23 protein-coding genes are annotated in these 24,654 nt (G+C 71.4%); 16 read left to right on the forward strand and 7 right to left on the reverse strand.

Going from position 1 to position 24,654, the window contains the following annotated elements; all coding sequences use genetic code 11:
- Positions 1–15 precede the first annotated feature (15 nt).
- Positions 16–630 carry a nucleoside triphosphate pyrophosphatase gene (locus tag BG418_RS24985; RefSeq protein WP_188276218.1) on the forward strand — a complete coding sequence of 205 codons (615 nt, stop codon included), beginning with the start codon at positions 16–18 and terminating at the stop codon, positions 628–630.
- A 4-nt stretch (positions 631–634) separates the two neighbouring features.
- On the opposite strand, the gene BG418_RS24990 is transcribed toward BG418_RS24985, so the two are convergent.
- Positions 635–1,105 carry a hypothetical protein gene (locus BG418_RS24990; protein WP_188276219.1) on the reverse strand — a complete coding sequence of 157 codons (471 nt, stop codon included), beginning with the start codon at positions 1,103–1,105 and terminating at the stop codon, positions 635–637.
- A 386-nt stretch (positions 1,106–1,491) separates the two neighbouring features.
- On the opposite strand from BG418_RS24990, the gene BG418_RS24995 reads away from it, so the two are divergent.
- From BG418_RS24995 to BG418_RS25010, 4 genes are all read left to right on the forward strand, one after another.
- Complete coding sequence (locus BG418_RS24995) at positions 1,492–3,246, forward strand: biotin carboxylase N-terminal domain-containing protein (RefSeq protein WP_188276220.1); 1,755 nt, start codon at positions 1,492–1,494, stop codon at positions 3,244–3,246.
- Positions 3,247–3,333: 87 nt separating this feature from the next.
- A complete protein-coding gene (locus BG418_RS25000; RefSeq protein WP_188276221.1) occupies positions 3,334–4,944 on the forward strand; it encodes a hypothetical protein in 1,611 nt (536 codons plus the stop codon).
- Positions 4,937–5,956: a hypothetical protein gene (locus BG418_RS25005; RefSeq protein WP_188276222.1), complete on the forward strand. Its 1,020-nt coding sequence runs from the start codon at positions 4,937–4,939 to the stop codon at positions 5,954–5,956. The genes BG418_RS25000 and BG418_RS25005 overlap by 8 nt, the downstream gene beginning before the upstream one ends.
- Positions 5,957–5,982: 26 nt before the next feature.
- The gene (locus BG418_RS25010; protein WP_223185356.1) at positions 5,983–6,543 is read left to right on the forward strand and encodes a TetR/AcrR family transcriptional regulator; all 561 of its coding nucleotides are present in this window, start codon (positions 5,983–5,985) and stop codon (positions 6,541–6,543) included.
- Between the two features lie 64 nt (positions 6,544–6,607).
- Here BG418_RS25010 and BG418_RS25015 read toward each other — a convergent pair whose 3' ends face one another.
- Positions 6,608–7,564, reverse strand: a complete 957-nt coding sequence (locus tag BG418_RS25015) for a DeoR/GlpR family DNA-binding transcription regulator (RefSeq protein ID WP_188276223.1) — start codon at positions 7,562–7,564, stop codon at positions 6,608–6,610.
- A 144-nt stretch (positions 7,565–7,708) separates the two neighbouring features.
- On the reverse strand, positions 7,709–9,148 hold the full coding sequence (locus BG418_RS25020) for an NAD(P)H-quinone dehydrogenase (RefSeq protein WP_188276224.1): 1,440 nt from the start codon (positions 9,146–9,148) through the stop codon (positions 7,709–7,711).
- 152 nt (positions 9,149–9,300) lie between these two features.
- Between BG418_RS25020 and BG418_RS25025 the strand changes: the two genes are divergently transcribed.
- From BG418_RS25025 to BG418_RS25040, 4 genes are all read left to right on the forward strand, one after another.
- The gene (locus BG418_RS25025) at positions 9,301–9,738 is read left to right on the forward strand and encodes a gamma-glutamylcyclotransferase (RefSeq protein ID WP_067163405.1); all 438 of its coding nucleotides are present in this window, start codon (positions 9,301–9,303) and stop codon (positions 9,736–9,738) included.
- A gap of 181 nt (positions 9,739–9,919) precedes the next feature.
- Positions 9,920–10,744, forward strand: a complete 825-nt coding sequence (locus tag BG418_RS25030) for a purine-nucleoside phosphorylase (RefSeq protein WP_188276225.1) — start codon at positions 9,920–9,922, stop codon at positions 10,742–10,744.
- Positions 10,745–10,773: 29 nt separating this feature from the next.
- A complete protein-coding gene (locus BG418_RS25035) occupies positions 10,774–12,414 on the forward strand; it encodes a phospho-sugar mutase (RefSeq protein WP_188276226.1) in 1,641 nt (546 codons plus the stop codon).
- A gap of 124 nt (positions 12,415–12,538) precedes the next feature.
- Positions 12,539–13,768 (forward strand): glycosyltransferase family 39 protein, encoded by a 1,230-nt coding sequence (locus tag BG418_RS25040; protein ID WP_317453749.1) that lies wholly within the window; start codon positions 12,539–12,541, stop codon positions 13,766–13,768.
- A 119-nt stretch (positions 13,769–13,887) separates the two neighbouring features.
- Here the strand turns inward: BG418_RS25040 and BG418_RS25045 are convergent, their stop codons facing one another.
- Both BG418_RS25045 and BG418_RS25050 read right to left on the reverse strand, forming a co-directional pair.
- Complete coding sequence (locus BG418_RS25045; RefSeq protein ID WP_188276227.1) at positions 13,888–14,523, reverse strand: PH domain-containing protein; 636 nt, start codon at positions 14,521–14,523, stop codon at positions 13,888–13,890.
- 114 nt (positions 14,524–14,637) lie between these two features.
- Positions 14,638–15,873 (reverse strand): hypothetical protein, encoded by a 1,236-nt coding sequence (locus BG418_RS25050; protein WP_188276228.1) that lies wholly within the window; start codon positions 15,871–15,873, stop codon positions 14,638–14,640.
- Positions 15,874–16,140: 267 nt separating this feature from the next.
- Here BG418_RS25050 and deoC point away from each other — a divergent pair, with 267 nt between their 5' ends.
- From deoC to BG418_RS25065, 3 genes are read left to right on the forward strand one after another with little or no spacing between them, the layout of a single operon-like run.
- On the forward strand, positions 16,141–17,097 hold the full coding sequence (deoC, locus tag BG418_RS25055; RefSeq protein ID WP_101389756.1) for a deoxyribose-phosphate aldolase: 957 nt from the start codon (positions 16,141–16,143) through the stop codon (positions 17,095–17,097).
- A gap of 5 nt (positions 17,098–17,102) precedes the next feature.
- Positions 17,103–18,539, forward strand: coding sequence for an aldehyde dehydrogenase family protein (locus tag BG418_RS25060; protein ID WP_188276229.1), 1,437 nt, complete (start codon positions 17,103–17,105; stop codon positions 18,537–18,539).
- On the forward strand, positions 18,532–19,434 hold the full coding sequence (locus BG418_RS25065; protein WP_188276230.1) for an aldehyde dehydrogenase family protein: 903 nt from the start codon (positions 18,532–18,534) through the stop codon (positions 19,432–19,434). Before BG418_RS25060 ends, BG418_RS25065 begins: the two co-directional genes overlap by 8 nt.
- Before the next feature lie 116 nt (positions 19,435–19,550).
- On the opposite strand, the gene BG418_RS25070 is transcribed toward BG418_RS25065, so the two are convergent.
- Complete coding sequence (locus tag BG418_RS25070) at positions 19,551–19,934, reverse strand: hypothetical protein (protein WP_188276231.1); 384 nt, start codon at positions 19,932–19,934, stop codon at positions 19,551–19,553.
- 53 nt (positions 19,935–19,987) lie between these two features.
- On the opposite strand from BG418_RS25070, the gene BG418_RS25075 reads away from it, so the two are divergent.
- Positions 19,988–20,689: a uridine kinase gene (locus BG418_RS25075; protein ID WP_188276232.1), complete on the forward strand. Its 702-nt coding sequence runs from the start codon at positions 19,988–19,990 to the stop codon at positions 20,687–20,689.
- A 171-nt stretch (positions 20,690–20,860) separates the two neighbouring features.
- On the opposite strand, the gene BG418_RS25080 is transcribed toward BG418_RS25075, so the two are convergent.
- On the reverse strand, positions 20,861–21,610 hold the full coding sequence (locus tag BG418_RS25080; RefSeq protein ID WP_188276233.1) for a SigE family RNA polymerase sigma factor: 750 nt from the start codon (positions 21,608–21,610) through the stop codon (positions 20,861–20,863).
- A 180-nt stretch (positions 21,611–21,790) separates the two neighbouring features.
- On the opposite strand from BG418_RS25080, the gene afsQ1 reads away from it, so the two are divergent.
- From afsQ1 to BG418_RS25095, 3 genes are read left to right on the forward strand one after another with little or no spacing between them, the layout of a single operon-like run.
- Positions 21,791–22,468, forward strand: a complete 678-nt coding sequence (afsQ1, locus tag BG418_RS25085; RefSeq protein WP_188276234.1) for a two-component system response regulator AfsQ1 — start codon at positions 21,791–21,793, stop codon at positions 22,466–22,468.
- A 43-nt stretch (positions 22,469–22,511) separates the two neighbouring features.
- Entirely contained in the window at positions 22,512–24,002 is a 1,491-nt protein-coding gene (locus tag BG418_RS25090; protein WP_188276235.1) for an ATP-binding protein, read from the forward strand.
- Positions 23,999–24,634 carry a hypothetical protein gene (locus BG418_RS25095; protein WP_317453750.1) on the forward strand — a complete coding sequence of 212 codons (636 nt, stop codon included), beginning with the start codon at positions 23,999–24,001 and terminating at the stop codon, positions 24,632–24,634. The genes BG418_RS25090 and BG418_RS25095 overlap by 4 nt, the downstream gene beginning before the upstream one ends.
- The last annotated feature ends 20 nt before the right edge of the window (positions 24,635–24,654 follow it).

Consider the following 24,654-nt stretch of genomic DNA (forward strand, 5'->3'; position numbering starts at 1 on the left):
TGCGCGCTGTCTACGATGGCCCGTATGACTTCCGCCGCGCGCCGTCTCGTTCTCGCCTCCGCCTCGCCCGCCCGCCTCGGGCTGCTGCGTCAGGCCGGGCTCGCCCCCGAGGTGATCGTCAGCGGGGTCGACGAGGACGCGCTCACCGCGCCCACGCCCGGCGAGCTGGCCCTCGTCCTGGCCGAGGCGAAGGCCGACGCGGTGGCCGCCCGCCCCGAGGCCGCCGGAGCCCTGCTCATCGGCTGCGACTCGGTCCTGGAGCTGGACGGCGAGGCGCTGGGCAAGCCCGCCGACGCCGAGGAGGCCACCGCCCGCTGGAAGTCCATGCGCGGCCGCGCGGGCGTGCTCCGCACCGGCCACTGCGTGATCGACACCGCGACCGGGGCGCGCGCCTCGGCCACCGCCTCCACCACGGTCCGCTTCGGCGAGCCGAGCGACGCGGAGATCGCCGCGTACGTGGCGAGCGGCGAACCGCTGCACGTGGCGGGCGCGTTCACCCTGGACGGGCGCTCGGCGCCGTTCGTGGACGGCATCGACGGCGACCCCGGCAACGTCATCGGCCTCTCGCTCCCGCTGCTGCGCGCGCTGCTCGCGGAGCTGGGGATCGGCATCACCGACCTCTGGGCGTAAGACTTCAGGCGGTGGCAGGGCTCGGCGGGGTGCCGTTCTCCGTCGGGACCTCCGCGGGCTCCCCGTCCTCCGGCTCGGGCGGCGCGGCGGGCGCGTACATCATCAGGACGAGCACGATCAGGGCCAGCACGACCATCATGAACGCGAAGGCGGTCCAGCCCACCAGACCGACCGTCAGCGCGCCCAGCACCCCGTGCACCACCGCGCAGCTGATCAGCAGGATCCGGCCGAAACGCCCGGGCGCACGGTCGCGTACGGCGATGAGCAGCATGGCCACCCCGCACACGGCAAGGTAGAAACCGGACACGCCCCCCATGATGTACGTGCTGTTTCTCATCGTGTCCGAGGAGATGCCGCCGAGGGACATGTTCTGCTGATCGACGAGCCGGCCCATGAACCAGTTGATCAGCACGATGCCGAGGGCTTCGCCCAAGAGAACGATCGCGGCCACCACGGCCACCGGTCTGCGCGCCATGGGCGCACCACCCCCTGTGTTCCTGCGACCTACCCCTGTTACCGGTAGTACGTCTGACATGGGAACGCTACTAACGGGTAAACCTGTGGGCAAGGGTCCGGACGTGACCTTGAACCGGACCTTTCACTCGCAAAGAATCATTCGGCCATTCGTAGGGACTCCACAAAGAATGCGAGCCGCCCACTGGCCGGGCGGACAGAGACCTTGACCACACCGGAACGCTAATGTGCCGGACAGGGACCCGGCGTACCGTGGTGCGACAAGGGATTTCGTCACACGAGCGAGCCCCGGATCACACTCCGTGTGGGCAAGCTCACCACAGGGGACGGGTCGTGGGCCGGTGTACGGCTTCCCTAAACTCAGCTTGTTTCAAGGAGGGAGCCATCGTGCGCAAGGTGCTCATCGCCAACCGTGGCGAAATCGCTGTCCGCGTTGCCCGGGCCTGCCGGGACGCCGGGATCGCCAGCGTAGCCGTCTACGCCGACCCGGACCGGGACGCTCTGCACGTCCGCGCGGCCGACGAAGCATTCGCTCTGGGCGGTGACACCCCGGCCGCCAGCTACCTGGACATCACCAAAGTCCTCCAGGCCGCAGCCGACTCCGGCGCCGACGCCATCCACCCCGGCTACGGCTTCCTGTCGGAGAACGCGGAATTCGCGCAGGCGGTGCTGGATGCCGGGCTGACCTGGATCGGCCCGCCCCCGCAGGCCATCCGCGACCTGGGCGACAAGGTCGCGGCCCGGCATATCGCGCAGCGGGCGGGTGCGCCGCTGGTGGCGGGTACTCCCGACCCGGTTGCAGGTGCCCATGAGGTCGTCGCCTTCGCCGAGGAGCACGGCCTGCCGATCGCGATCAAGGCGGCCTTCGGCGGCGGCGGACGCGGCCTCAAAGTCGCCCGCACCCTCGAAGAAGTGCCCGAGCTCTACGAGTCGGCCGTCCGCGAAGCCGTTGCCGCCTTCGGACGCGGCGAGTGCTTCGTCGAGCGCTACCTCGACAAGCCCCGCCACGTCGAAACCCAGTGCCTCGCCGACACCCACGGCAACGTCGTCGTCGTCTCCACCCGCGACTGCTCGCTCCAGCGCCGCCACCAGAAGCTCGTGGAAGAGGCCCCCGCACCGTTCCTCTCCCCGGAGCAGAACGCACAGCTCTACAGCGCTTCCAAGGCGATCCTGAAGGAAGCCGGCTACGTCGGCGCGGGCACCGTCGAGTTCCTGGTCGGCGTGGACGGCACGATCTCCTTCCTTGAGGTCAACACCCGCCTCCAGGTCGAGCACCCGGTCACCGAAGAGGTCACCGGCATCGACCTGGTCCGCGAGATGTTCCGCATCGCCGACGGCGAAGCCCTCGGCTACGACGACCCGGCGGTGCGCGGGCACTCCTTCGAGTTCCGCATCAACGGCGAAGACCCGGGCCGCAACTTCCTGCCCGCCCCCGGCACCGTCACCACCTTCAACCCGCCCACCGGCCCGGGCGTGCGCCTGGACGCGGGCGTCGAATCCGGCTCGGTCATCGGCCCGGCCTGGGACTCGCTGCTGGCGAAGCTGATCGTCACCGGCGCCACCCGCGAGCAGGCCCTCCAGCGCGCCTCCCGCGCGCTTGCCGAGTTCAATGTCGAGGGCATGGCCACCGCCATCCCCTTCCACCGCGCCGTCGTGGTCGACCCCGCCTTCACCAGCGACCCCTTCACCATCCACACCCGCTGGATCGAGACCGAGTTCGTCAACGAGATCAAGCCCTTCGCCGCCCCGGCCGACGCCGAGACGGACGAAGAGGCCGGTCGCGAAACGGTCGTCGTCGAGGTCGGCGGCAAGCGCCTCGAGGTCTCCCTGCCCTCGTCGCTCGGCATGTCGCTGGCCCGTACCGGCCTCGCCGCCGGTGCCAAGCCCAAGCGCCGCGCCACCAAGAAGGCAGGCTCCGCCGTCTCCGGCGACACCCTCGCGTCCCCGATGCAGGGCACCATCGTCAAGGTCGCCGTCGAGGAAGGCCAGGAGGTCAAGGAAGGCGACCTCATCGTCGTCCTTGAGGCCATGAAGATGGAACAGCCGCTCAACGCCCACCGCTCCGGCACCATCAAGGGCCTCTCCGCCGAAGTCGGCGCCTCCGTCACCTCGGGCGCGACGATCTGCGAGATCAAGGACTGAACTCCCGCACCCAGCTGAGCTGTTGAGGCCCCCGCCGGTTCGTCCGAGCGGGGGTCTCGGCGTTCGGCCCGGCGGTACGCTGCGGCGGTGTCCGATCAACGCACCGAGGCCACCCGGCAGTTGATGGCCGGTGTCCATCTCGACGCCCGCTTCCGCGACGCGGTCATCGACGAGCTGTACGAGCACCCGGCACGCGTCGCCGCCCCCGCGTACGACTTCGACGCGGTCCCCGTCCTTGTCGAAGCCTTCCGCGCTCGCCGCCTGGCCCGGCTCTGGGCGCTGCCGACCGCACTTCTGTGGATCACCGGTTTCGTCCTGCTCGGCTGGCTCTTCGCGGTGTATGCGGTGGGGGCGTCGGCGCTGTTCGGCGCGGCCCGGGTGCTGGGCGACCGGGCGTCGCCGCTGCCCACCGCCGTGGTCGCCCGCCGCCCACCGCCGACGCGCGGGGCGCGGCTGTGGGGCGGGGCCCTGCGTGGCTTCGGACGGCTGACGCTGGTGGGGTACGCGACGCTGGTGGTGGCCTTGTCCGGGGTGGACGGGCCGCGCGTGTGGGGCGTGGCCCCCTTCGTCGCGGCGATCCCTCTGACCGCGATGATGGTGGTGGTGACGGGGTTCCATCGGCGCTCGGTCGTCCGGCAGTTGACCGGGATCCAGTCGCATCCGCCGAGCTCGCGCGGGCCCGGCGCCACCCTCGCCGAACTGGGCCCGACGATCTCCCAGATCACCCGCACCCAGGCTTCGCGGATGGTCGTGCACCCACCCGGCGACCCCTTCGTCGGGTCGGGCACAGCGCTGCACGCGGAGTGCGTCACCACCCGGCTGCGGCCGTCGGACCGGCCCGACGTGGAGCGCTTCGTCGCCCGCAGGATCCTGGACGTCGTCGGCGCTTCCGTCGCACGCGTGAGCGCTCTCGCCCAGCAGGTGGACAACTGCCTGTTCCTGTCCGAGGACGTGGCACCGCCCCCCTCCCGGCTGTACGACTCGCGGGACCTGGATCGGCTCCACGACAGCGCGTTGGGCGGCTCCGGCCCCGGCATCAGGCTGCTGCGGATCGTCTGCCGCGGCCCTCGCTCCCAGCTGACCACCGTGTTCGTACGCGTCCGGCTCGTCAACCCGTACCTCAGCGTCGAGCTCCACACCTACGTACTCCCACCGGTACGGCCGGACTTCGCGGCGGCCGGGCGGCCCGGGGAAGGGTGGCAATCCAGCGGCCACCCGTTCGTGCCGCGCTCCGAAGGCCGGTCTCTGGCCCTGGCGTTCCTGCGCACGCCCTCGGCCGGTGCGGGCGCCCTCGCCGAGCTGGCCGTATGGCCGGTGCGCCGACTGCGGGCGCTGTCGCTGCTCGACAGCCTCGGGGTCACCGGTCCCCGCGTCTCGATCCGCGAACTCGCCGCCGAGCGGGAGCTGTCGGAACCGGAGCTCCTGGACAGCCACCGGATCGCCGGGATCGTACGGCAGTTGGTGCTCGACACCGTGCGGGCCGAGCTGGCCGCCCTCGGACTGTCGGCGCCGGGCCTCACCGACCGCGAACACGAGTCGTACGAGAGCCGTGGCGGTATCCAGATCCAGATCGGCAACATCACCCCCGGCAACATGGCCACCGGCAGCTCGGCCCGCGCGACCGGCCCCCTCCGCCACACCTCCCCCGGCCCCACCACCAACCCCGACGACGACTCCTGGGACGACGACCTTGGGTGACATCGCCAAGGGGGTGCTCGGCGGGGCGTGGACGCTGCTCGTGGGGTGGATACTGCCGACCGCGCTGAACCTCGGCGTCTTCGCGCTGGCCGTCGCGCCGAGCCTGCGCCGGACCGCCGTCGCCCAGCGGCTGTGGCCGGGCAGCGCGCCCGGCGCGATGCTGGTGCTGCTGACCTCCGCGCTCCTGTTCGGCCTGGTCCTCAGCGCGCTGCAGAACCTGCTGTACCGCCTCCTTGAGGGGTACGTGTTGTGGCCCGCGCGGGCGTACGAGGCGGGGTGCCGGCGGGCGCGGGCCGCGCAGGGCGCGCTCGCCGACCGGCTGCTGCTGCTCGGCCTGGAGCGGCGCCGCAGGGACGGGACCGCGCTGGCACCGCTCGCCGCCGCCGATCTCGTACGCGTCAGCAGTGATCCACGGCTCGCGCGGGCCGTGCGCAAGGACCGGCGGCGCACGTCGGCGCAGCGGGCGCTGCTCCAGGAGCGCCTGAGCCGGTTCCCGGTGGACTCCGCGCAGATCGCGCCGACCCGGCTCGGCAACGCGATCCGCCGCTTCGAGGAGTACGGGCACGACCGGTACCGCCTGGACACCCAGCTGCTGTGGAACGAGCTGACCGGGGCGGGTCCCGACAAGCTGTGCCGTCAGGTCGAACTCGCGCGCACCAGCGTGGACTTCTTCGTCGCGCTGCTCGCCGGGCACACGGCGGTCGCGCTGATCGCGCTCGCCACGCTCCCCGCCGCCTCGGCGGACGTACCGCTGCTGCTGACCACGGCGGTGGCGCTCGGTGTGCTGGTGCCGCTCTGGTACCGGGCGGCGGTGACCGCGACCGACGAGTGGGCGGCGTCGGTACGCGCGCTGGTCAACGCGGGCCGCAAGCCGCTCGCGGACGCGCTCGGCCTGGTGCTGCCCAAGGAGCTCGCCGAGGAGCGCAAGATGTGGACGATGGTGTCGCGTCTGTCCCGCATCCCGTTCCATGAGCGGGCCTCGGCCCTGGACCGGTACCGGGCGGCCCCGTGAGCGCGGTGTTCGGGCATCCTTGGACTATGACGACGAGGCCCATGCGTGCCGACGCGCGGCGCAACTACGAGCGGCTCCTGGGCGTGGCCAGGACCGCGTTCGCGGAGCACGGGACGGACGCCTCGCTCGAAGACGTGGCCAAGCGCGCGGGCGTCGGGATCGGCACCCTGTACCGGCACTTCCCGAACCGGCAGGCGCTGATGAACGCGATCTTCCAGAGCGAGGTGGACGTACTCCTCACGCGCTCACGGGAGTTGCTGGACGCCGAGCAGCCGTGCACGGCGCTCGTGGAGTGGCTGCGCGCCATCATCACTCATACGGGTGAGTACAGAGGGGTGGCCCGAGCCCTCATGTCGGCGTCGCACGACGACAGTTCGGCCCTCGCGCAGTGCAGCGTGCCGATGCGCGAGGCGGGCAGCGCACTGCTCGTACGGGCCCAGCTGGCCGGGACCGTACGAGTCGACGTGACCATCGGCGATCTGATGCAGCTCACCAACGCCATCGCACTGGCGGCCGAACAGGCCCCGGACGACCCGGAGTTGGCCGACCGCCTCCTCGCACTGACGTTGCGGGGCCTGAAGCCGTGACAGCCTGCACCAGCTTGGCGCACCCGGACCGGAGGGCCCGGGTCCGCACGTGGCCGAATAGCCTCTAGCGGCGCCGCAGGTCGGCCACTCTCGCCCGGTCGCCGGGTCCCTGCTGGTCACCGAGCGCTGCCGCGCTGCGCAACTGGGGGCCCGCGCCCGGGACATGGCTGCGGCGCTGGCCGGGAACCGGCACGTCCCGGCGGGGCTGGCGCCCCGGCGGGACGCCCTCGCCGCCCGAGCCCGTCCCGGCCACCGCGATCTGCACGCCCTGATCGGCCAGAGCCTGGAGCTCGGTACCGGCCCGGTCATCATGGCCGGGGGGCTCGTCGGTGACCAGGCGCGTGATCACGTCCGTCGGCACCGTCTGGAACATGGTGTCGGTGCCGAGCTTGGTGTGGTCGGCCAGGACCACGACCTCGGCCGCGGCCTGCACCAGGGCGCGGTCGACGCTCGCGGAGAGCATGTTGGACGTCGACAGGCCGCGCTCGGCGGTGAGCCCGCTCCCCGAGAGGAAGGCGCGGGAGACCCGCAGCCCCTGGAGCGACTGCTCGGCCCCGCTGCCCACCAGGGCGTAGTTGGAGCCGCGCAGGGTGCCGCCGGTCATGACGACCTCCACGCGGTTGGCGTGGGCCAACGCCTGGGCCACCAGCAGGGAGTTGGTGACGACGGTCAGGCCGGGGACCCGGGCGAGCCGGCGGGCCAGCTCCTGCGTGGTCGTCCCCGCGCCGACCACGATGGCCTCGCCCTCTTCGACAAGACTTGCGGCGAGATCGGCGATGGCCGTCTTCTCCGCGGTCGCGAGATGGGATTTCTGCGGAAAGCCGGACTCTCGCGTGAATCCGCCCGGCAGTACCGCACCGCCGTGCCGGCGGTCGAGGAGTCCTTCGGCCTCCAGTGCCCGCACGTCTCGCCGTACGGTCACTTCGGAGGTCTGGACGACGCGGGCGAGCTCCCGGAGCGATACCGCCCCGTTGGCGCGCACCATTTCGAGGATCAATTGGCGACGTTCTGCAGCGAACACGAAACTGACAGTAACCTGAGCGGCCGATTGTTTTCAGCAGTTTGCGCCGAATAACAGAAGGTGTGCACAGAGGTGTCCACGAAGTGGTATAGGCGCCCTCTCGGGCGCCTTGTTCCGCGCCGCCGCGCTCCCCGCGCGCCTCTGTTACGCCTCCCCCGCCTTCTTGCGGGTGTGCAGCTGCCGTGCGACCTCGGCGATCGAACCCGACAGGGACGGGTAGACCGTGAACGCGTTCGCGATCTGCTCGACGGTCAGGTTGTTGTCGACCGCGAGCGAGATCGGGTGGATCAGCTCCGAGGCGCGCGGCGAGACGACCACGCCGCCGACGACGATCCCGGTGCCCGGGCGGCAGAAGATCTTGACGAAGCCGTCGCGGATGCCCTGCATCTTGGCGCGCGGGTTGCGCAGCAGCGGCAGCTTGACCACGCGCGCGTCGATCTTGCCCGCGTCCACGTCGGCCTGCGAGTAGCCGACGGTGGCGATCTCGGGGTCGGTGAAGACGTTCGAGGAGACCGTCTTCAGGTTCAGCGGGGCCACCGCGTCGCCCAGGAAGTGGTACATCGCGATCCGGCCCTGCATGGCCGCGACCGAGGCGAGCGCGAAGATCCCGGTGACGTCACCGGCCGCGTACACGCCGGGCGTGGACGTACGGGAGACCTTGTCGGTCCAGATGTGGCCGGACTCCAGGAGCTTGACCCCGGACTCCTCCAGGTTCATGCCCGCCGTGTTCGGGATCGCGCCGACCGCCATCAGGCAGTGCGTGCCGCTGATGACCCGGCCGTCGGAGAGCGTGACCTCGACCCGGTCGCCGACGCGCTTGGCGGACTGGGCGCGGGAGCGGGCCATGACGTTCATGCCGCGGCGGCGGAACACGTCCTCCAGGACCGCGGCCGCGTCCGGGTCCTCGCCCGGCAGCACCCGGTCGCGGGACGAGACGAGCGTGACCTTGGAGCCGAGCGCCTGGTAGGCGCCCGCGAACTCGGCGCCGGTGACGCCGGAGCCGACCACGATCAGCTCCTCGGGCAGCTCCTCCAGGTCGTAGACCTGGGTCCAGTTGAGGATCCGCTCGCCGTCCGGCAGGGCGTCGGGGATCTCGCGCGGGTGGCCGCCGGTGGCGATCAGTACGGCGTCGGCGGTGAGGATCTCCTCGCTGCCGTCGGCGGCGGTGACGATGACGTCACGGGTGCCGTCGATGCCCTGGGGTCCGCCGAGCTTGCCTCGGCCGCGCAGCACGCGCGCACCCGCACGCGTGACGGACGCGGTGATGTCGTGGGACTGCGCCAGCGCGAGGCGCTTGACGCGTCGGTTGACCTTGCCGAGGTCGACGCCGACGACGCGGGCCGCCTGCTCGTTCGGAGGGGTGTCGTCGGCGACCAGGATGCCCAACTCCTCGTACGAAGAGTCGAAGGTGGTCATCACCTCGGCCGTCGCGATCAGAGTCTTCGACGGCACGCAGTCGGTGAGCACCGACGCCCCGCCGAGACCGTCGCAGTCGACGACGGTCACCTCCGCGCCGAGCTGGGCGCCCACCAGGGCCGCCTCGTATCCGCCGGGTCCGCCACCGATGATCACGATCCGGGTCACGAAATGTTCCGCCTCGCATTGTGGAAATGCAGTACGTAGCTCATTGTCCCGCACGCTTCAAGATGCTTCGTCCCCGGGGCGCCATCCGGCCGTCACACCCGTGTGCCATTCTCGCGCGAGCACGCACGGGCCGCTGTCGTACCCTCGACACCATGTCGCTCTACGCCGCGTACGCCGGCAACATGGATCCGCGGCTGATGACGCGCCGCGCCCCGCACTCCCCGCTGCGCGGCACCGGCTGGCTCAACGGCTGGCGGCTGACCTTCGGCGGGGAGCAGATGGGCTGGGAAGGCGCCCTCGCCACGATCGTGGAGGCACCGCGCTCCCAGGTCTTCGTCGCCCTGTACGACATCGCGCCGCTCGACGAGGACTCGATGGACCGCTGGGAGGGCGTCGGCCTCGACATCTACCGCCGCATGCGGGTACGTGTGGACACGCTGGACGGGGAGGAGCCGGCGTGGATCTACGTACTCAACGCCTACGAGGGCGGTCTGCCGTCCGCGCGCTACCTGGGCGAACTGGCCGACGCGGCGGAGTCCGCTGGCGCGCCACATGACTACGTCATGGAGTTGCGCAAGCGCCCCTGCTGAGTGGACCCCCGTTCATCTGCGGACCGTGCTGGGCTGGTCGCGCCCACGCGGCGGAGCCGCACATGTCACAGCCCCGCGCCCCTAGGGGGTCGGGGCTCGTGGGAAACGACAACGCAACGATCCAACCCTTGTGCCGCCAGTCATCTACGCGCGTAGGGAACCAGCAGTTACCCTCGTCGTCGTGAACGCATCTGTTATTCCGGACAACATCCAGGGCGACCCCCACGCCGCCGCCGACGCCGCCGCCGCGCGCCTTCGCGAGCTGACCGGCGCCGAGACCCACGACGTCGCCCTCGTGATGGGCTCCGGCTGGGCGCCGGCCGTCGACGCGCTCGGTGAGCCCGAGGCCGAGTTCCCCGTCACCGAGCTGCCCGGCTTCCCGCCGCCGGCCGTGGAGGGTCACGGCGGCAAGGTCCGCTCGTACAAGATCGGTGAGAAGCGCGCGCTGGTCTTCCTGGGCCGTACGCACTACTACGAGAAGCGTGACGTCACCGCCGTCTCGCACGGTGTGCGCACCGCCGTCGCCGCCGGCTGCAAGACCGTCGTGCTGACCAACGGCTGCGGCGGTCTGCGCGAGGGCATGCGCCCCGGTCAGCCCGTGCTGATCAGCGACCACCTCAACCTCACGGCCGCGTCCCCGATCATCGGCGCCAACTTCGTGGACCTGACCGACCTGTACTCGCCGCGGCTGCGCGCGCTGTGCAAGGAGGTGGACCCGACCCTCGAAGAGGGCGTGTACGTCCAGTTCCCCGGGCCGCACTACGAGACCCCGGCCGAGATCAACATGGTCCGCGTGCTCGGCGGCGACCTCGTCGGCATGTCGACCGTCCTGGAGGCCATCGCCGCCCGTGAGGCCGGCGCCGAGGTGCTCGGCATCTCGCTGGTCACCAACCTGGCCGCGGGCCTGACCGGTGAGCCCCTCAACCACGAAGAGGTGCTCCAGGCCGGCCGTGACTCGGCGGCGCGCATGGGCTCGCTGCTGACCCGGGTACTCGACCGCATCTGACCCCGATCCGTATCGGAAGGGATTTCGACGTGACGCAGGACCTGATCGCGCTGGCCAAGGCCTGGCTGGCCGAGGACCCGGACGGCGAGACGCGCGAGGAGCTGGCCAAGCTCATCGACGGCGAGGACCTGACGGAGCTGGCCGCGCGGTTCGCGGGCACGCTCCAGTTCGGCACGGCCGGGCTCCGCGGCGAGCTGGGCGCCGGCCCGATGCGGATGAACCGCTCGGTCGTCATCCGCGCCGCCGCCGGGCTCGCCGCGTATCTGAAGGCGAAGGGCCAGGGCGACGGCCTGGTCGTCGTCGGCTACGACGCGCGCTACAAGTCCGCGGACTTCGCGCGCGACACGGCCGCCGTGATGACCGGCGCGGGCCTGAAGGCGGTCGTGCTGCCGCGCCCGCTGCCGACGCCGGTCCTCGCGTACGCGATAAGGCACCTGGGCGCCGTCGCGGGCGTCGAGGTGACCGCGAGCCACAACCCGCCGCGCGACAACGGCTACAAGGTCTACCTCGGCGACGGCTCGCAGATCGTGCCGCCCGCCGACGCGGAGATCGCCGCCGAGATCGCGGCGATCGCCTCCCTGCACGACGTCCCCCGGCCCGAGAACGGCTGGGAGACGCTGGGCGAGGAGGTCCTGGAGGCCTATCTGGCGCGTACGGACGCGGTGTTGACCCCTGGGTCCCCCCGCACCGCCCGCGTCGTCTACACGGCCATGCACGGCGTCGGCAAGGACGTCCTGACGGCGGCCTTCGCCCGGGCGGGCTTCCCGCCGCCGGCGCTGGTGGCCGAACAGGCCGAGCCCGACCCGGCGTTCCCGACGGTCGCGTTCCCCAACCCGGAGGAGCCGGGCGCGATGGACCTCGCGTTCGAGGCCGCGCGCGCGGTCACTCCGGACATCGTCATCGCCAACGACCCGGACGCGGACCGCTGCGCGGTCGCCGTGCCGGACGCGTCGGTCGAGGGCGGCTGGCGGATGCTGCGCGGCGACGAGGTCGGCTCGCTGCTCGCCGCCCACCTCGTCTCCAGGGGCGTCTCCGGCGTCTTCGCCGAGTCGATCGTGTCGTCCTCGCTGCTCGGCCGGATCGCCGAGGCGGCCGGTGTCGGTTACGAGGAGACGCTGACCGGCTTCAAGTGGATCGCCCGCGTCGACGGTCTGCGCTACGGCTACGAGGAGGCGCTGGGCTACTGCGTCGACCCCGAGGGCGTGCGCGACAAGGACGGCATCACCGCCGCCCTGCTCGTCGCCGAGCTCGCGTCCGTCCTCAAGGAGCAGGGGCGTACGCTCCTGGACCTCCTCGACGACCTGGCCGTGGAGCACGGGCTGCACGCCACCGACCAGCTGTCGGTGCGCGTCGAGGACCTCTCGATCATCTCGGACGCGATGCGGCGGCTGCGCGAGAAGGCGCCGACCTCGCTCGCGGGCCTCGCGGTCACCAAGGCCGAGGACCTGACCGAGGGCACCGAGGAGCTGCCGCCGACCGACGGTCTGCGGTACTACCTCGAAGGCGCCCGCGTGATCGTCCGCCCCAGCGGCACCGAGCCCAAGCTCAAATGCTACCTGGAGGTCGTGGTCCCGGTCGGCTCCGCCGACAGGCTGCCCGAGGCGCGCGACAGGGCGACCGTCCTGCTCGCCGGGATCAAGAAGGACCTGGCGGTGGCCGCGGGCATCTGAACCCCCTGCGGAGTCCGCCCGTACGAGTGAATCCCGTACGGCGTCCGACGCAGCTCCCGGCCCTTTCCGGATCATCCGAGAAAGGGTGGGCCGGTACCGTCCGCCGAGCCCAGGAGCAGCCGCAGTGCCCCCGATCGCCGCACCGGCGGCCCGTACGCGCACGCGTACGGGCCGCCGTCCCGTCCCCGCAGCCCGCCGCCACCAGGCCCCGGGCGGCGGGGACGGTTTCCGTTCGCCGCCGGCCCGGCTGGGCGACGCCCTCGCCCGGGCCGCGCCCGCGCTGCTCGGCTATCTCGCGGTCCGGCTGCTGGGCCTGGCGGTCCTCGCCAAGTGGGCGCACCTCAAGGGCCACGGCGTCTGGACGACGCTGGCCACGTCCTGGGACTCCCACTGGTACCTGGGCATCGCCGACCACGGCTACGACCAGGTGCTCGGGACCCAGCTCAACCACAACGACCTGGCGTTCTTCCCGCTCTACCCGGTCGTGGTGAAGGCGTGCGCGGCGGTAACGCCCGGCTCGCGCGCGAGCGTCGGGCTGGTGGTCGCGGTGGTGTGTTCGGCATTCGCCGCGTGGGGCGTGTTCGCGGTGGGCGACCGCTTGTACGGGCGGCGCACCGGAACCGTACTGGCGATCCTGTGGGGCTCGCTGCCGGTGGCGGTGGTGCAGTGGATGGGCTACACGGAATCACTCTTCACGGCGCTGGCGGCGTGGTCCCTGTACTGCGCCCTGACGGGCCGCTGGGTGACGGCGGGAACCCTGGCCGCCCTGGCGGGCCTCACGCGACCGACGGGGATCGCGGTGGCGGCGGCGGTGACCCTGGCGGCCCTGGCGACGCTATGGCGCTCGGGCTTCGCCAAGAGGCCACTCGCGGGGGCGCTCCTGGCCCCCCTGGGCTGGTTCGGATACGTGGCCTGGGTAGGGGCCCGACTGGGCCGCTGGGACGGCTACTTCGCGGTCCAGAAGCTCTGGGGCAACCAGTGGGACGGCGGCGCGGACACCCTGCGCGAACTGCGCACACTCCTGGTGTACGACCGCTCCCCGGCGCTCTTCCTGGTGGTCGTATCCCTGGTGCTGATCATGTCAGGAGCGCTGTTCCTGCTGTGCCTGGCGGACCGCCAGCCACTGGTGCTGCTGATCTTCACGGGAATGCTGCTGGTGGTGGTCCTGGGCAGCGGCGGCGTCTACTTCCCCAGAGCCCGCTTCCTGATCCCCGGCTTCCCCCTCCTGCTCCCCCTGGCCCTCTCCCTGTCGCGGGCGAGACGCCATGTGGCGGCATTGCTGACGGTGGCGGCGGCACTGTCATCGGCCTGGCTGGGCGCCTACATGCTGCTGGTGTGGCCGGGCCCACCGTGAGGGTCGGGGCGCGGCGGCCGGGCTCGCGATGACGGCTGGGGTGCCCAGGCTTTTAGGGGCGCGGGGAACTGCGCGACCAGCCACAGACGACCCGCAGACGAAACCGCACCTACAACCGCTCAGCCAACGGCAAGCAGCACCACAAGCAGCACCGCCCCCACGACAACGGGCGCGATGACCTCGTAAGCCCACCGCACGCTGGGCGACCCCTGCGCACCCTCACGCCCACCGTTGCGCTCGGCAAGCTCCCGAAGCTCACGAATGGTCCGGTCCGCAGGAGCAAGCCGGGACTTCTCGTCATCGGCCCGCGCAGAAGTGGACGTACGCCCGTACGGATCATTCGCCGCGTCACGAACCTGCGCCCGAGCCGCCCGCTTCCGCTGCCGCAGCGAAACAGGAATGGCCCACAGCTGGTACTTCTTACCGCCCTGGTCGAAGACTTCACTGGAGTACCCGGACCGCACGTCCGCGACCGACGCCCACGGCAGCGTGATCGTCCGGAACGGATTGCGCACCCGCAGCCGCTCGTCGTTGGCGTACACGGCGGGCCGAAGGGTGAACGCGAACACCAGCGGAACCAGGCAGATCACCCCCGCCAGCGCCAGCCACGGCGCACTGCCGTGGCCCCGCACGATCGCGTCCCCGGCGAGCCACAGCCCGAGGCCGAGCAGCAGCACGCCCGCGGCGATACCGGCGGGTGACCGGTACACGCGGTCGGCGTAGGTGGGCTCGGCGGGCGGCGTGGGGCTCGTCATGGGGCCGATTGTGCCGTACGTGTTCGAGTACGGCCGAGAGGGGCGCCACAGCGGAGCGGGGCGCCGCCACGGTGTCAGGTCGTGGCGGCGCCCCGGGTACGGGTGCGGCTCGGGTCAGCGGCGCGCGGACCGGCGGCGCAGCGCGGCGAAGCCGAGCCCGGCGACGCCCACGGACGCGAGGCCCGCGCCACCGGCGACGAGCGCGGTGTTGCCGTTGCCGGAGCCCTTGACCTCGGCCCCGGCCGCGACGGCGCCCTGGGGGACGATCTGCGGGCCGGTGGAGGCGGTCTGCGGGGTGACGTCGGAGGTGGCGGTGGCGGTCTTGGCCGTCGGCGCGCCCGCCTTGCTGCCGGACTTACCGGACGTACCGGTGGTGGTCGCGCAGCCCTTGCCCGACGGCTTCGCCGGGAACGGGATGGTGGCCCACATCTTCGTGCCCGGGGCGCTCGCCACGTGCATCTGGAAGACGGGCCCGCCCGCCACGTCCATCATCACCCGGGCGCCGCCGAGCACCCCGGTCGGGTGGGTGGCGGAGAGACGGTCGTAGACCGGGCCGCCGTGGACGTCACCCACCTCGGCGATCGCGCCCTCCGGGCCGTTCGACAGCTTCAGGTTCAGGCCCTCGAACGGGGTGCCGCTGGTACGGAACGTCGTGCAGCCCTTGGTGGCGTCGAAGTCGCCGTCGAAACGGCCGGGCGCCGGGTTGAGCCAGGAGCCCACCTTGCCGCTGCCGTTGAGGCCGACCCACATGCCGCCGATCTGCTTGCCGTCCTCGATGCCCGGCCAGGCCGTGACGGAGCCGCGCGGCTTGCCGTCCCGCGTGCCGAGCTCCAGGACGTACGTGCCGTCGTCCTTCTTCCACAGCTCGGCGGACGAGCCGTCGGCCAGCGCGCGGGCGCCCAGGTCCTGGCCCGCGGTCGCGCCGTCGTGCACGCGCTCGGGGAAGGAGACCGTGGTGTTGGTGCTGCCCTTGCCCGAGACGACGAGCTTCGGCAGGTCGCCCCGGTCCAGGTACAGGTCGATGCCGTCGACCACGGCGCTGGTCTTGTTGTCGTCCAGCACCTCCATGACGTGGAGCATGTAGTTGTCGCCGGGCTTCCAGTTCGGGCCCACGGCGCGGATCCAGGCCTCGGGGCCGCCGTCGGAGGTGTGGTTGCGCAGCACCGCGACGTACCCCTTGCCGATGTAGACCGGCGTTCCGGAGTAGCGGTCGTTGTTCGACGGGGCCGCCTTGGAGACGGAGACCGGGACGGACGGCGCGGCGAGCGCGGTGGTCGCGGCGACAACCGGGGTGAGGGCTACACCGGCGACGACCGCGCTGGCGAGGGCGGTGCGAAGGACGTTACGCATGACGACTCCCTTGGAGACAAGTGGTGTGAGTGGGAAGAGCCGCATGCCGCTGTTTTCTCGTTCGGTCGGGGCCGGTGAGCGTTCGGCGGGCTGCATGGATAAATCTATTGATCTTGTTCTTCGGAGCCGTCCGCTCCATGTCACAGCGGTGTGACAGGAACCCGCTCGCAGCGGTTCGATCAAGACCGGAGGCCCTCGTTCCAAAGCGCCCCTGGTCAGCGGGGCTGTACAGGACGCTACGCGCGTAGATATGCTCATCTGGTGACCATGCCCACCAATGCACCCGCAGCTGCCCTCGCCGACGCGACCGCGTCGGACGCGGCTCTGCGCCGCTTCCTCCACGGGCTCCCCGGCATCGATCCGGTGGGCCTGGAAGCGCGCGCCGCGTCCCTCGGCACCCGTTCGATCAAGACGACGGCCAAGGCGTACGCCATCGACCTGGCCATCTCGATGATCGACCTGACGACGCTCGAAGGCGCGGACACCCCGGGCAAGGTCCGGGCGCTCGCCGCCAAGGCCGTCCACCCCGACCCGCTGGACCGCACCACCCCGGCCACCGCCGCCGTCTGTGTCTACCCCGACATGGTCGCCACCGCCAAGGAGACCCTGAAGGGCTCGACCGTGAAGGTCGCGTCCGTCGCCACGGCCTTCCCGGCCGGCCGCGCCGCGCTCCCGGTGAAGCTCGCGGACGTACGCGACGCCGTGGCCGCCGGGGCCGACGAGATCGACATGGTGATCGACCGGGGCGCGTTCCTGGCCGGTCACTACCTCAAGGTGTACGAGGAGATCGCGGCCGTGAAGGCCGAGTGCGGTGACAAGGCCCGCCTCAAGGTCATCTTCGAGACCGGCGAGCTCTCCACGTACGACAACATCCGCCGCGCCTCCTGGCTCGGCATGATGGGCGGCGCCGACTTCATCAAGACGTCGACCGGCAAGGTCGCGGTGAACGCGACGCCCGCCAACACCCTGGTCCTGCTTGAGGCCGTGCGCGACTACCGCGCCCAGACCGGCGTCCAGGTCGGTGTCAAGCCCGCCGGCGGCATCCGCTCGACCAAGGACGCCATCAAGTTCCTGGTCCTGGTCAACGAGACCGTGGGCGAGGACTGGCTGGACAACCACTGGTTCCGCTTCGGCGCCTCCTCGCTGCTCAACGACCTGCTGATGCAGCGTCAGAAGCTGGCGACCGGCCGTTACTCCGGCCCCGACTACGTGACGGTGGACTGATCACCATGGCATCTGTTTTCGAGTACGCACCGGCGCCCGAGTCGCGTTCGGTCGTCGACATCGCGCCTTCGTACGGCCTGTTCATCGACGGCGAGTTCGTCGACGCGGCCGACGGCAAGGTCTTCAAGACCGTCAGCCCCTCGTCGGAGGAGGTCCTGTCCGAGGTCGCCCAGGCGGGCGAGGCGGACGTGGACCGGGCCGTGAAGGCCGCCCGCAAGGCGTTCGAGAAGTGGTCGGCGCTGCCCGGCTCCGAGCGCGCCAAGTACCTGTTCCGTATCGCCCGGATCATCCAGGAGCGCTCGCGCGAGCTGGCCGTCCTGGAGACGCTGGACAACGGCAAGCCGATCAAGGAGACCCGCGACGCGGACCTCCCGCTGGTCGCCGCGCACTTCTTCTACTACGCGGGCTGGGCCGACAAGCTCGACCACGCCGGTTACGGGCCGAACCCGAAGCCGCTCGGTGTGGCGGGCCAGGTCATCCCGTGGAACTTCCCGCTCCTGATGCTGGCGTGGAAGATCGCCCCGGCGCTGGCGACCGGTAACACGGTCGTCCTCAAGCCCGCCGAGACGACCCCGCTGACCGCGCTGTTCTTCGCGGACATCTGCCGCCAGGCGGGCCTGCCCAAGGGCGTCGTCAACATCCTCACCGGGTACGGCGACGCGGGCGCGGCCCTCGTCGAGCACCCGGACGTCAACAAGGTCGCCTTCACCGGCTCGACCGCCGTCGGCAAGGCGATCGCCCGGTCGATCGCGGGCACCGACAAGAAGGTCACCCTGGAGCTGGGTGGCAAGGGCGCCAACATCGTCTTCGACGACGCCCCCATCGACCAGGCCGTCGAGGGCATCGTCAACGGCATCTTCTTCAACCAGGGCCAGGTCTGCTGCGCGGGCTCGCGCCTGCTGGTCCAGGAGTCGATCCAGGACGAGCTGCTGGACGCGCTGAAGCGCCGCCTGTCCACCCTTCGCCTCGGCGACCCGCTGGACAAGAACACCGACATCGGCGCCATCAACTCGGCCGAGCAGCTGGCCCGTATCACCGCGCTCGCCGACACCGGCGAGGCCGAGGGCGCCGAGCGCTGGTCCCCGGCGTGCGAACTGCCCGAGAACGGCTACTGGTTCGCGCCGACGCTCTTCACGAACGTGACGCAGGCGCACACCATCGCCCGCGACGAGATCTTCGGCCCGGTCCTGTCCGTGCTGTCGTTCCGTACGCCGGACGAGGCCGTCGCCAAGGCCAACAACAGCCAGTACGGCCTGTCGGCGGGCATCTGGACCGAGAAGGGCTCCCGCATCCTCGCGGTCGCGGGCAAGCTGCGAGCCGGTGTCGTCTGGGCCAACACGTTCAACAAGTTCGACCCGACCTCGCCGTTCGGCGGCTACAAGGAGTCGGGCTTCGGCCGCGAGGGCGGCCGGCACGGTCTGGAGGGCTACCTCGATGTCTGAGTCCGCAACGTCCGCAACGCGTCTGAGCGTCTTCAAGACCTACAAGCTGTACGTGGGCGGGAAGTTCCCGCGTTCCGAGAGCGGCCGGGTGTACGAGGTGAGCGACTCCAAGGGCAAGTGGCTGGCGAACGCCCCGCTGTCCTCCCGCAAGGACGCCCGTGACGCGGTCGTCGCCGCGCGCAAGGCGTTCGGCGGGTGGTCGGGCGCGACCGCGTACAACCGCGGTCAGGTGCTGTACCGCGTCGCGGAGATGCTCGAAGGCCGCCGGGAGCAGTTCGTACGGGAGGTCGGCGAGGCCGAGGGCCTGTCGAAGTCGAAGGCCGCGGCCGTTGTCGACGCCGCCATCGACCGGTGGGTCTGGTACGCCGGGTGGACCGACAAGATCGGGCAGATCGTCGGCGGCGCCAACCCGGTCGCCGGGCCGTACTTCAACCTGTCCACGCCCGAGCCGTCCGGTGTCGTGACGGTCGTCGCGCCGCAGGAGTCGTCGTTCCTGGGTCTGGTGTCGGTGATCGCTCCGGTGATCGCGACGGGCAACACGGTCGTGGTGATCGCGAGTGAGACCGCGCCGCTGCCTGCACTGTCGCTCGGCGAGGTGCTTGCCACGTCCGACGTGCCGGGTGGTGTCGTCAACATCCTCTCGGGCAAGACGGCGGAGCTGGCGGTGCCGTTGGCTTCGCACCAGGATGTGAACGCGCTGGATCTGGCGGGTGCGGATGCCGAGCTCGCGCGCGAGCTGGAAGTCGCCGCGGCGGACAACCTGAAGCGGGTGCTTCGGCCTGGTGCCGTGGACTGGTCGGCGGACCAGGGGACTCAGCGGATGACTGCGTTCCTGGAGACCAAGACCGTGTGGCACCCGACGGGATCGCTTGGCGCGTCGGGCTCCGCCTACTAGGTCGGTTGTTTGACTGCGGGCCGTATGTGGCTGGTCGCGCAGTTCCCCGCGCCCCCAAGGGGGCGCCACCTCAGCCGGGGAAGAACAGGAGCGCCGTGCCCCCTGGGGCATAAAGCTCAGCCCGGAAGCAGTCGCGAAGCGGCGCCCAGGATCGGGAGGTCCTTCAGGGCGCCGCTTTCGTGTAGCGGGGCTGTGGCGAGCGCCGTGGAGATCGGCTTGAAGTCGGCCACCTGGGTGCCGACCGCGTTGTCCAGCGGGTCCACCGACGTCTTGGCGAAGGGGTTGAGACTGAGCGTCTTCGCGGGAGCGAGGCCGTTCGTCACGCCCGCCGACAGGTCGCCCATCACGGAGCGTGTCGGTCCGTCGAGCGCGGCCGGGTCGGCGGCCGGGCGGCCCACCGGCGGCGGGGCCGCCTCGGCCAGCGCGGCCGCGCCCACGAGGGCCGCTCCGGCCATCGTCATGGTGAGCCCGGCGCGCAGCAGTACGCGATTTCGTGCCATGGTCGTCCACTCTCCTCCGTATCGATACGAGCACGCAGCGTAGTTGAGGTGTGATGCTCGATACCAACGGGCTCCCCGAGGGGTCCACCTCCCGGGTGGATGCCTCAGACTGGTGTCCCGTGACCGCACACGCCATCCCGACCCGCGTCGTTCTGCTCGCCGGCCCCTCCGGTTCCGGAAAGTCGTCCCTCGCCGCCCGTACGGGCCTGCCCGTCCTGCGCCTCGACGACTTCTACAAGGAGGGCGACGACCCGACCCTGCCGCGTGTGCCCGCCTCCACGGACATCGACTGGGACTCCCCGCTCTCCTGGGACGCCGACGCGGCCGTGGCGGCCGTCGTCGAGCTGTGCCGTACGGGGCGTACGGCCGTGCCCGAGTACGACATCGCGACCAGTTCGCGGACCGGGACGAGCCTGTTCTCCATCGACCGGACCCCGCTGTTCGTCGCCGAGGGCATCTTCGCCGCCGACATCGTGGCCCGGTGCCGGGAGCTCGGCGTGCTCGCCGACGCGCTCTGTCTGCGCGGGCGCCCCTCGACGACCTTCCGCCGCCGGCTCGCCCGCGACCTCAAGGAGGGGCGCAAGTCGGTTCCGTTCCTGTTGCGTCGGGGCTGGCGCCTGATGCGCGCCGAACGCGGGATCGTGGCCCGGCAGTCCGCCCTGGGCGCGCACCCGTGCGGCAAGGAGGAGGCCCTGGGCCGCCTCGCGGCGGCGGCCGCCGGCCGGTGTGTCGCCGCGCCCAAGGCGCGGGTCTGAAGTTCCCCGTAACAGCGAAAAGCGGGACCGAGTGGGCCCCCCGGCCCCATCGGTCCCGCTTTCCCGTTTCCCCCGTCATCCGTACGTCCGACGTATCCCCCGAGACGCCGGCCCCCGTACGCTCCCCCCTGATCCCCGTACTCCGGTGGCTGCCACCACCGGCCCCGACCTTCAGGCCACCAGCTCGCCGAAGGACTCTTCCTCGTCACGGCCGAAGGCGAGGACCTCGTCCTCGCGCAGCCGGCGGAGCGACCGCCAGATGCTCGACTTGACCGTGCCGACACTGATGTCGAGTATGTCCGCGATCTCCGGGTCGGTGCGGCCCTCGTAGTACCGCAGGACCAGCATCGTGCGCTGGAGTTCGGGCAGTCGCGCAAGCGCCTGCCACAGGACCGCGCGCAGCTCCGTGCCGCGCATCGCGTCCGTGTCGCCCGCCGTCTCCGGCAGCTCCTCGGTCGGGTACTCGTTCAGCTTGCGGCGGCGCCACGCGCTGATGTGGAGATTGGTCATGGTGCGGCGGAGGTAGCCCCCGACCGCGGCCTTGTCGCTGATCCGGTCCCAGGCCCGGTAGGTCGAGAACAGCGCGCTCTGCAGCAGGTCCTCGGCCTCGTACCGGTCGCCGGTCAGGTGGTAGGCGGTGGCGTACAGGGAGGCCCGGCGCTCCTGCACATAGGCCGTGAACTCGGCCTCGGAGGCGGAACGCTCCCCCGTGGGCTCCCCGTACGCCGCATCCCCGCTCGTCCCCACGCCGCGCAGCGGCGTGACGGGCACCGCGTCGAGCACCGTCATGTACGTCTGGTGCTGACGCCCGGTGCCGCGAGCGCACCCCCGTCCGCCCACGGCACCGGACTTCTCGCTCCGCACGACGTCGTGGAGACGCGTGACAACTGCGCTTGAGGTGGTGCTGTGCAGTGCGTTCATCTCGCGCCCCCCGTCGGTGGAGTCTTGTTTCGGTCGGTACGAGGAAGACTCTGCCCGGCCAGTTTCATGGCGGTGTCCGACGACTGTCACAGGCCTGTCACAGCGCCCTGTGAACGGCGTTGTACGAGCGAAGTCCGGGGGAGGTCGAACTCCGCTCCCCCATGGGCCAGAATGACCTCCGTGCCTTTCCTGTTGCTGATCGAGGACGACGACGCCATCCGCACGGCGCTCGAACTCTCCCTGTCCCGCCAGGGCCACCGTGTGGCCACCGCGGCGACGGGAGAGGACGGCCTGAAGCTGCTCCGTGAGCAGCGGCCGGACCTTGTCGTGCTGGACGTGATGCTGCCCGGCATCGACGGCTTCGAGGTGTGCCGCCGTATCCGGCGCACCGACCAGCTGCCGATCATCCTGCTGACCGCCCGCAGCGACGACATCGACGTGGTGGTGGGCCTGGAGTCCGGCGCCGACGACTATGTGGTCAAGCCGGTCCAGGGCCGGGTCCTCGACGCCCGTATCCGCGCGGTGCTGCGGCGTGGCGAGCGCGAGGCGACGGACTCGGCGACGTTCGGCAGTGTGGTGATCGACCGCGCCGCGATGACGGTCACCAAGAACGGCGAGGACCTGCAACTGACGCCCACCGAGCTGCGGTTGCTGCTCGAACTGAGCCGACGGCCGGGGCAGGCGCTGTCCCGGCAGCAGCTGCTGCGGCTGGTGTGGGAGCACGACTACCTCGGCGACTCCCGCCTGGTCGACGCGTGTGTGCAGCGGCTGCGCGCCAAGGTCGAGGACGTGCCCTCGTCCCCGACACTGATCCGTACGGTGCGCGGGGTGGGCTACCGCCTCGACACCCCCTCCTGACCCTCGCTTCCCGGATGACCCCAAGAAAGCAGCGTTTCGGAACGTGAAGAAGGCGATACTCGCCGGCCTCCGCTGGACCAGCCTGCGCCTGCGTCTGGTCGTCGTGTTCGCGCTCGTCGCGCTGACCGCCGCCGTCTCCGCGTCGGGGATCGCGTACTGGCTCAACCGCGAGGCCGTCCTCGTCCGTACGCAGGACGCGGCTCTCGGCGACTTCCGGCAGGAGATGCAGAACCGGGCCGCCTCGCTGCCGCTCCAGCCCACCGAGCACGACCTCCAGGTGACGGCCCAGCAGATGGCAGCCAGCAGCCGCTCCGGCTACCACGTCAGCTCCGGCTACCAGGTGCTCCTGGTGGACCAGCGCGACCCGGGCAAGCCGATCATCGGCGCGTCCGACGTGGACCGCTTCACGCTCGACGACGTACCGGCCTCGCTCCAGGAGGCGGTGGACAAGAAGCAGAAGGTCACCGACTCCAACGCGTATCCGTACCACCTGTTCTGGCAGCGCAGGACCCTGCGCGGCAAGCCGTACCTGGTGGGCGGGACGAAGATCATCGGCGGCGGCGCGACCGGCTACATGCTGGCCTCGCTCGACCAGGAGCGCCAGGACCTCAACTCGCTCGCCTGGTCGCTCGGCATCGCCACCGCGCTCGCGCTGCTCGGCTCCGCGCTGCTCGCGCAGGCCGCCGCAACGACCGTGCTGCGGCCCGTCCAGCGGCTCGGCGACGCGGCCCGCCAGCTCGGCGAGGGCAAGCTCGACACCCGGCTGCGGGTCTCGGGCACGGACGAACTGGCCGATCTGTCACGTACGTTCAACAAGACCGCCGAGAGCCTGGAGAAGAAGGTCAGCGACATGAGCGCGCGCGAGGAGGCGAGCCGGCGGTTCGTCGCCGACATGTCGCACGAGCTGCGCACCCCGCTGACCGCGCTCACCGCCGTCACCGAGGTCCTGGAGGACGAGGCGGACAGCCTCGACCCGATGATCGCCCCGGCCGTGCAGCTGGTGGTCTCCGAGACCCGGCGCCTGAACGTCCTGGTCGAGAACCTGATGGAGGTCACCCGCTTCGACGCCGGCACCGCCAGGCTGGTCCTCGACAACGTCGACATCGCCGACCAGATCACCGCGTGCATCGACGCGCGCGCGTGGCTGGACGCGGTGGACCTGGACGCCGAACGCGGCATCATGGCGCGGCTCGACCCGCGCCGCCTGGACGTGATCCTGGCCAACCTGATCGGGAACGCGCTGAAGCACGGCGGCTCCCCGGTGCGGGTCTCGGTGCGGGTGGAGGGCGAGGAACTGGTGATCTCCGTACGGGACCACGGCCCGGGCATCCCCGAGGACGTGCTGCCGCACGTCTTCGACCGGTTCTACAAGGCGAGCGCGTCCCGGCCGCGCTCCGAGGGCAGCGGTCTGGGCCTCTCCATCGCCATGGAGAACGCCCATATCCACGGCGGCGACATCACCGCCGCCAACTCGCCCGAGGGCGGCGCGGTGTTCGTGCTGCGGCTGCCGCGCGACGGGGGTGAGGAGGCGTGATCGGACGACTTCTCAGACCCGCGCCACGGCGTGCCCGGCTGTTCGGCGGGGTGCTCGCGCTGCTCGCGCTCGGCGGGGCCGCCACGGGCTGCGGCATCCGGCCCACGGCCGTCCCGGTGGACGCGGGCCCGGCCCCCTCCCGGGTCCCCTGCGAGCTCCCGGGCAACGCGGTGACCCCGCAGTTCGAGGGCGTGACCGTACGGGTCTATCTGGTCTGCGGGGCCCAACTGGTCTCCGCCGAGCGGTCGGTGCGCATCCCGGAGGGCCGGGCCTCGGCGGACCGGCTGCGCTTCGCGGAGGCGCTGCTCGGTGAGCTGGAGGTGACCCCGGCGGGCGACGAGAAGGCCGCCGGGTACACCACCGACGTACGGGGCCCGCTGACCGTCATGGGCCCGCGCAAGGGCGACCCGGCGGGCGCGCTGCGCCTGAGCCGCCGCCCCGAGGACCTGCCGGCCCTCGCGCTCTCGCAGATCGTGTGTACGTACGCGGAGAACACCCCGACGTCCTCGGGCACCCAGCAGGTGGTCCTGGGCGGCCCCGGCGAGGACCCCGCGCGCGGCTACGCCTGCACGGCGGAGATGAAGACCCGCCCGGACGCCTCCCCGACCCTGGGCGACGCGCTGCACACCTGAGCCGGTCGGGGGCCGGGGTC

Origin of the sequence: Streptomyces sp. CBMA152, from assembly GCF_014596475.1 — a bacterium.
Classification (GTDB): Bacteria; Actinomycetota; Actinomycetes; order Streptomycetales; family Streptomycetaceae; genus Streptomyces.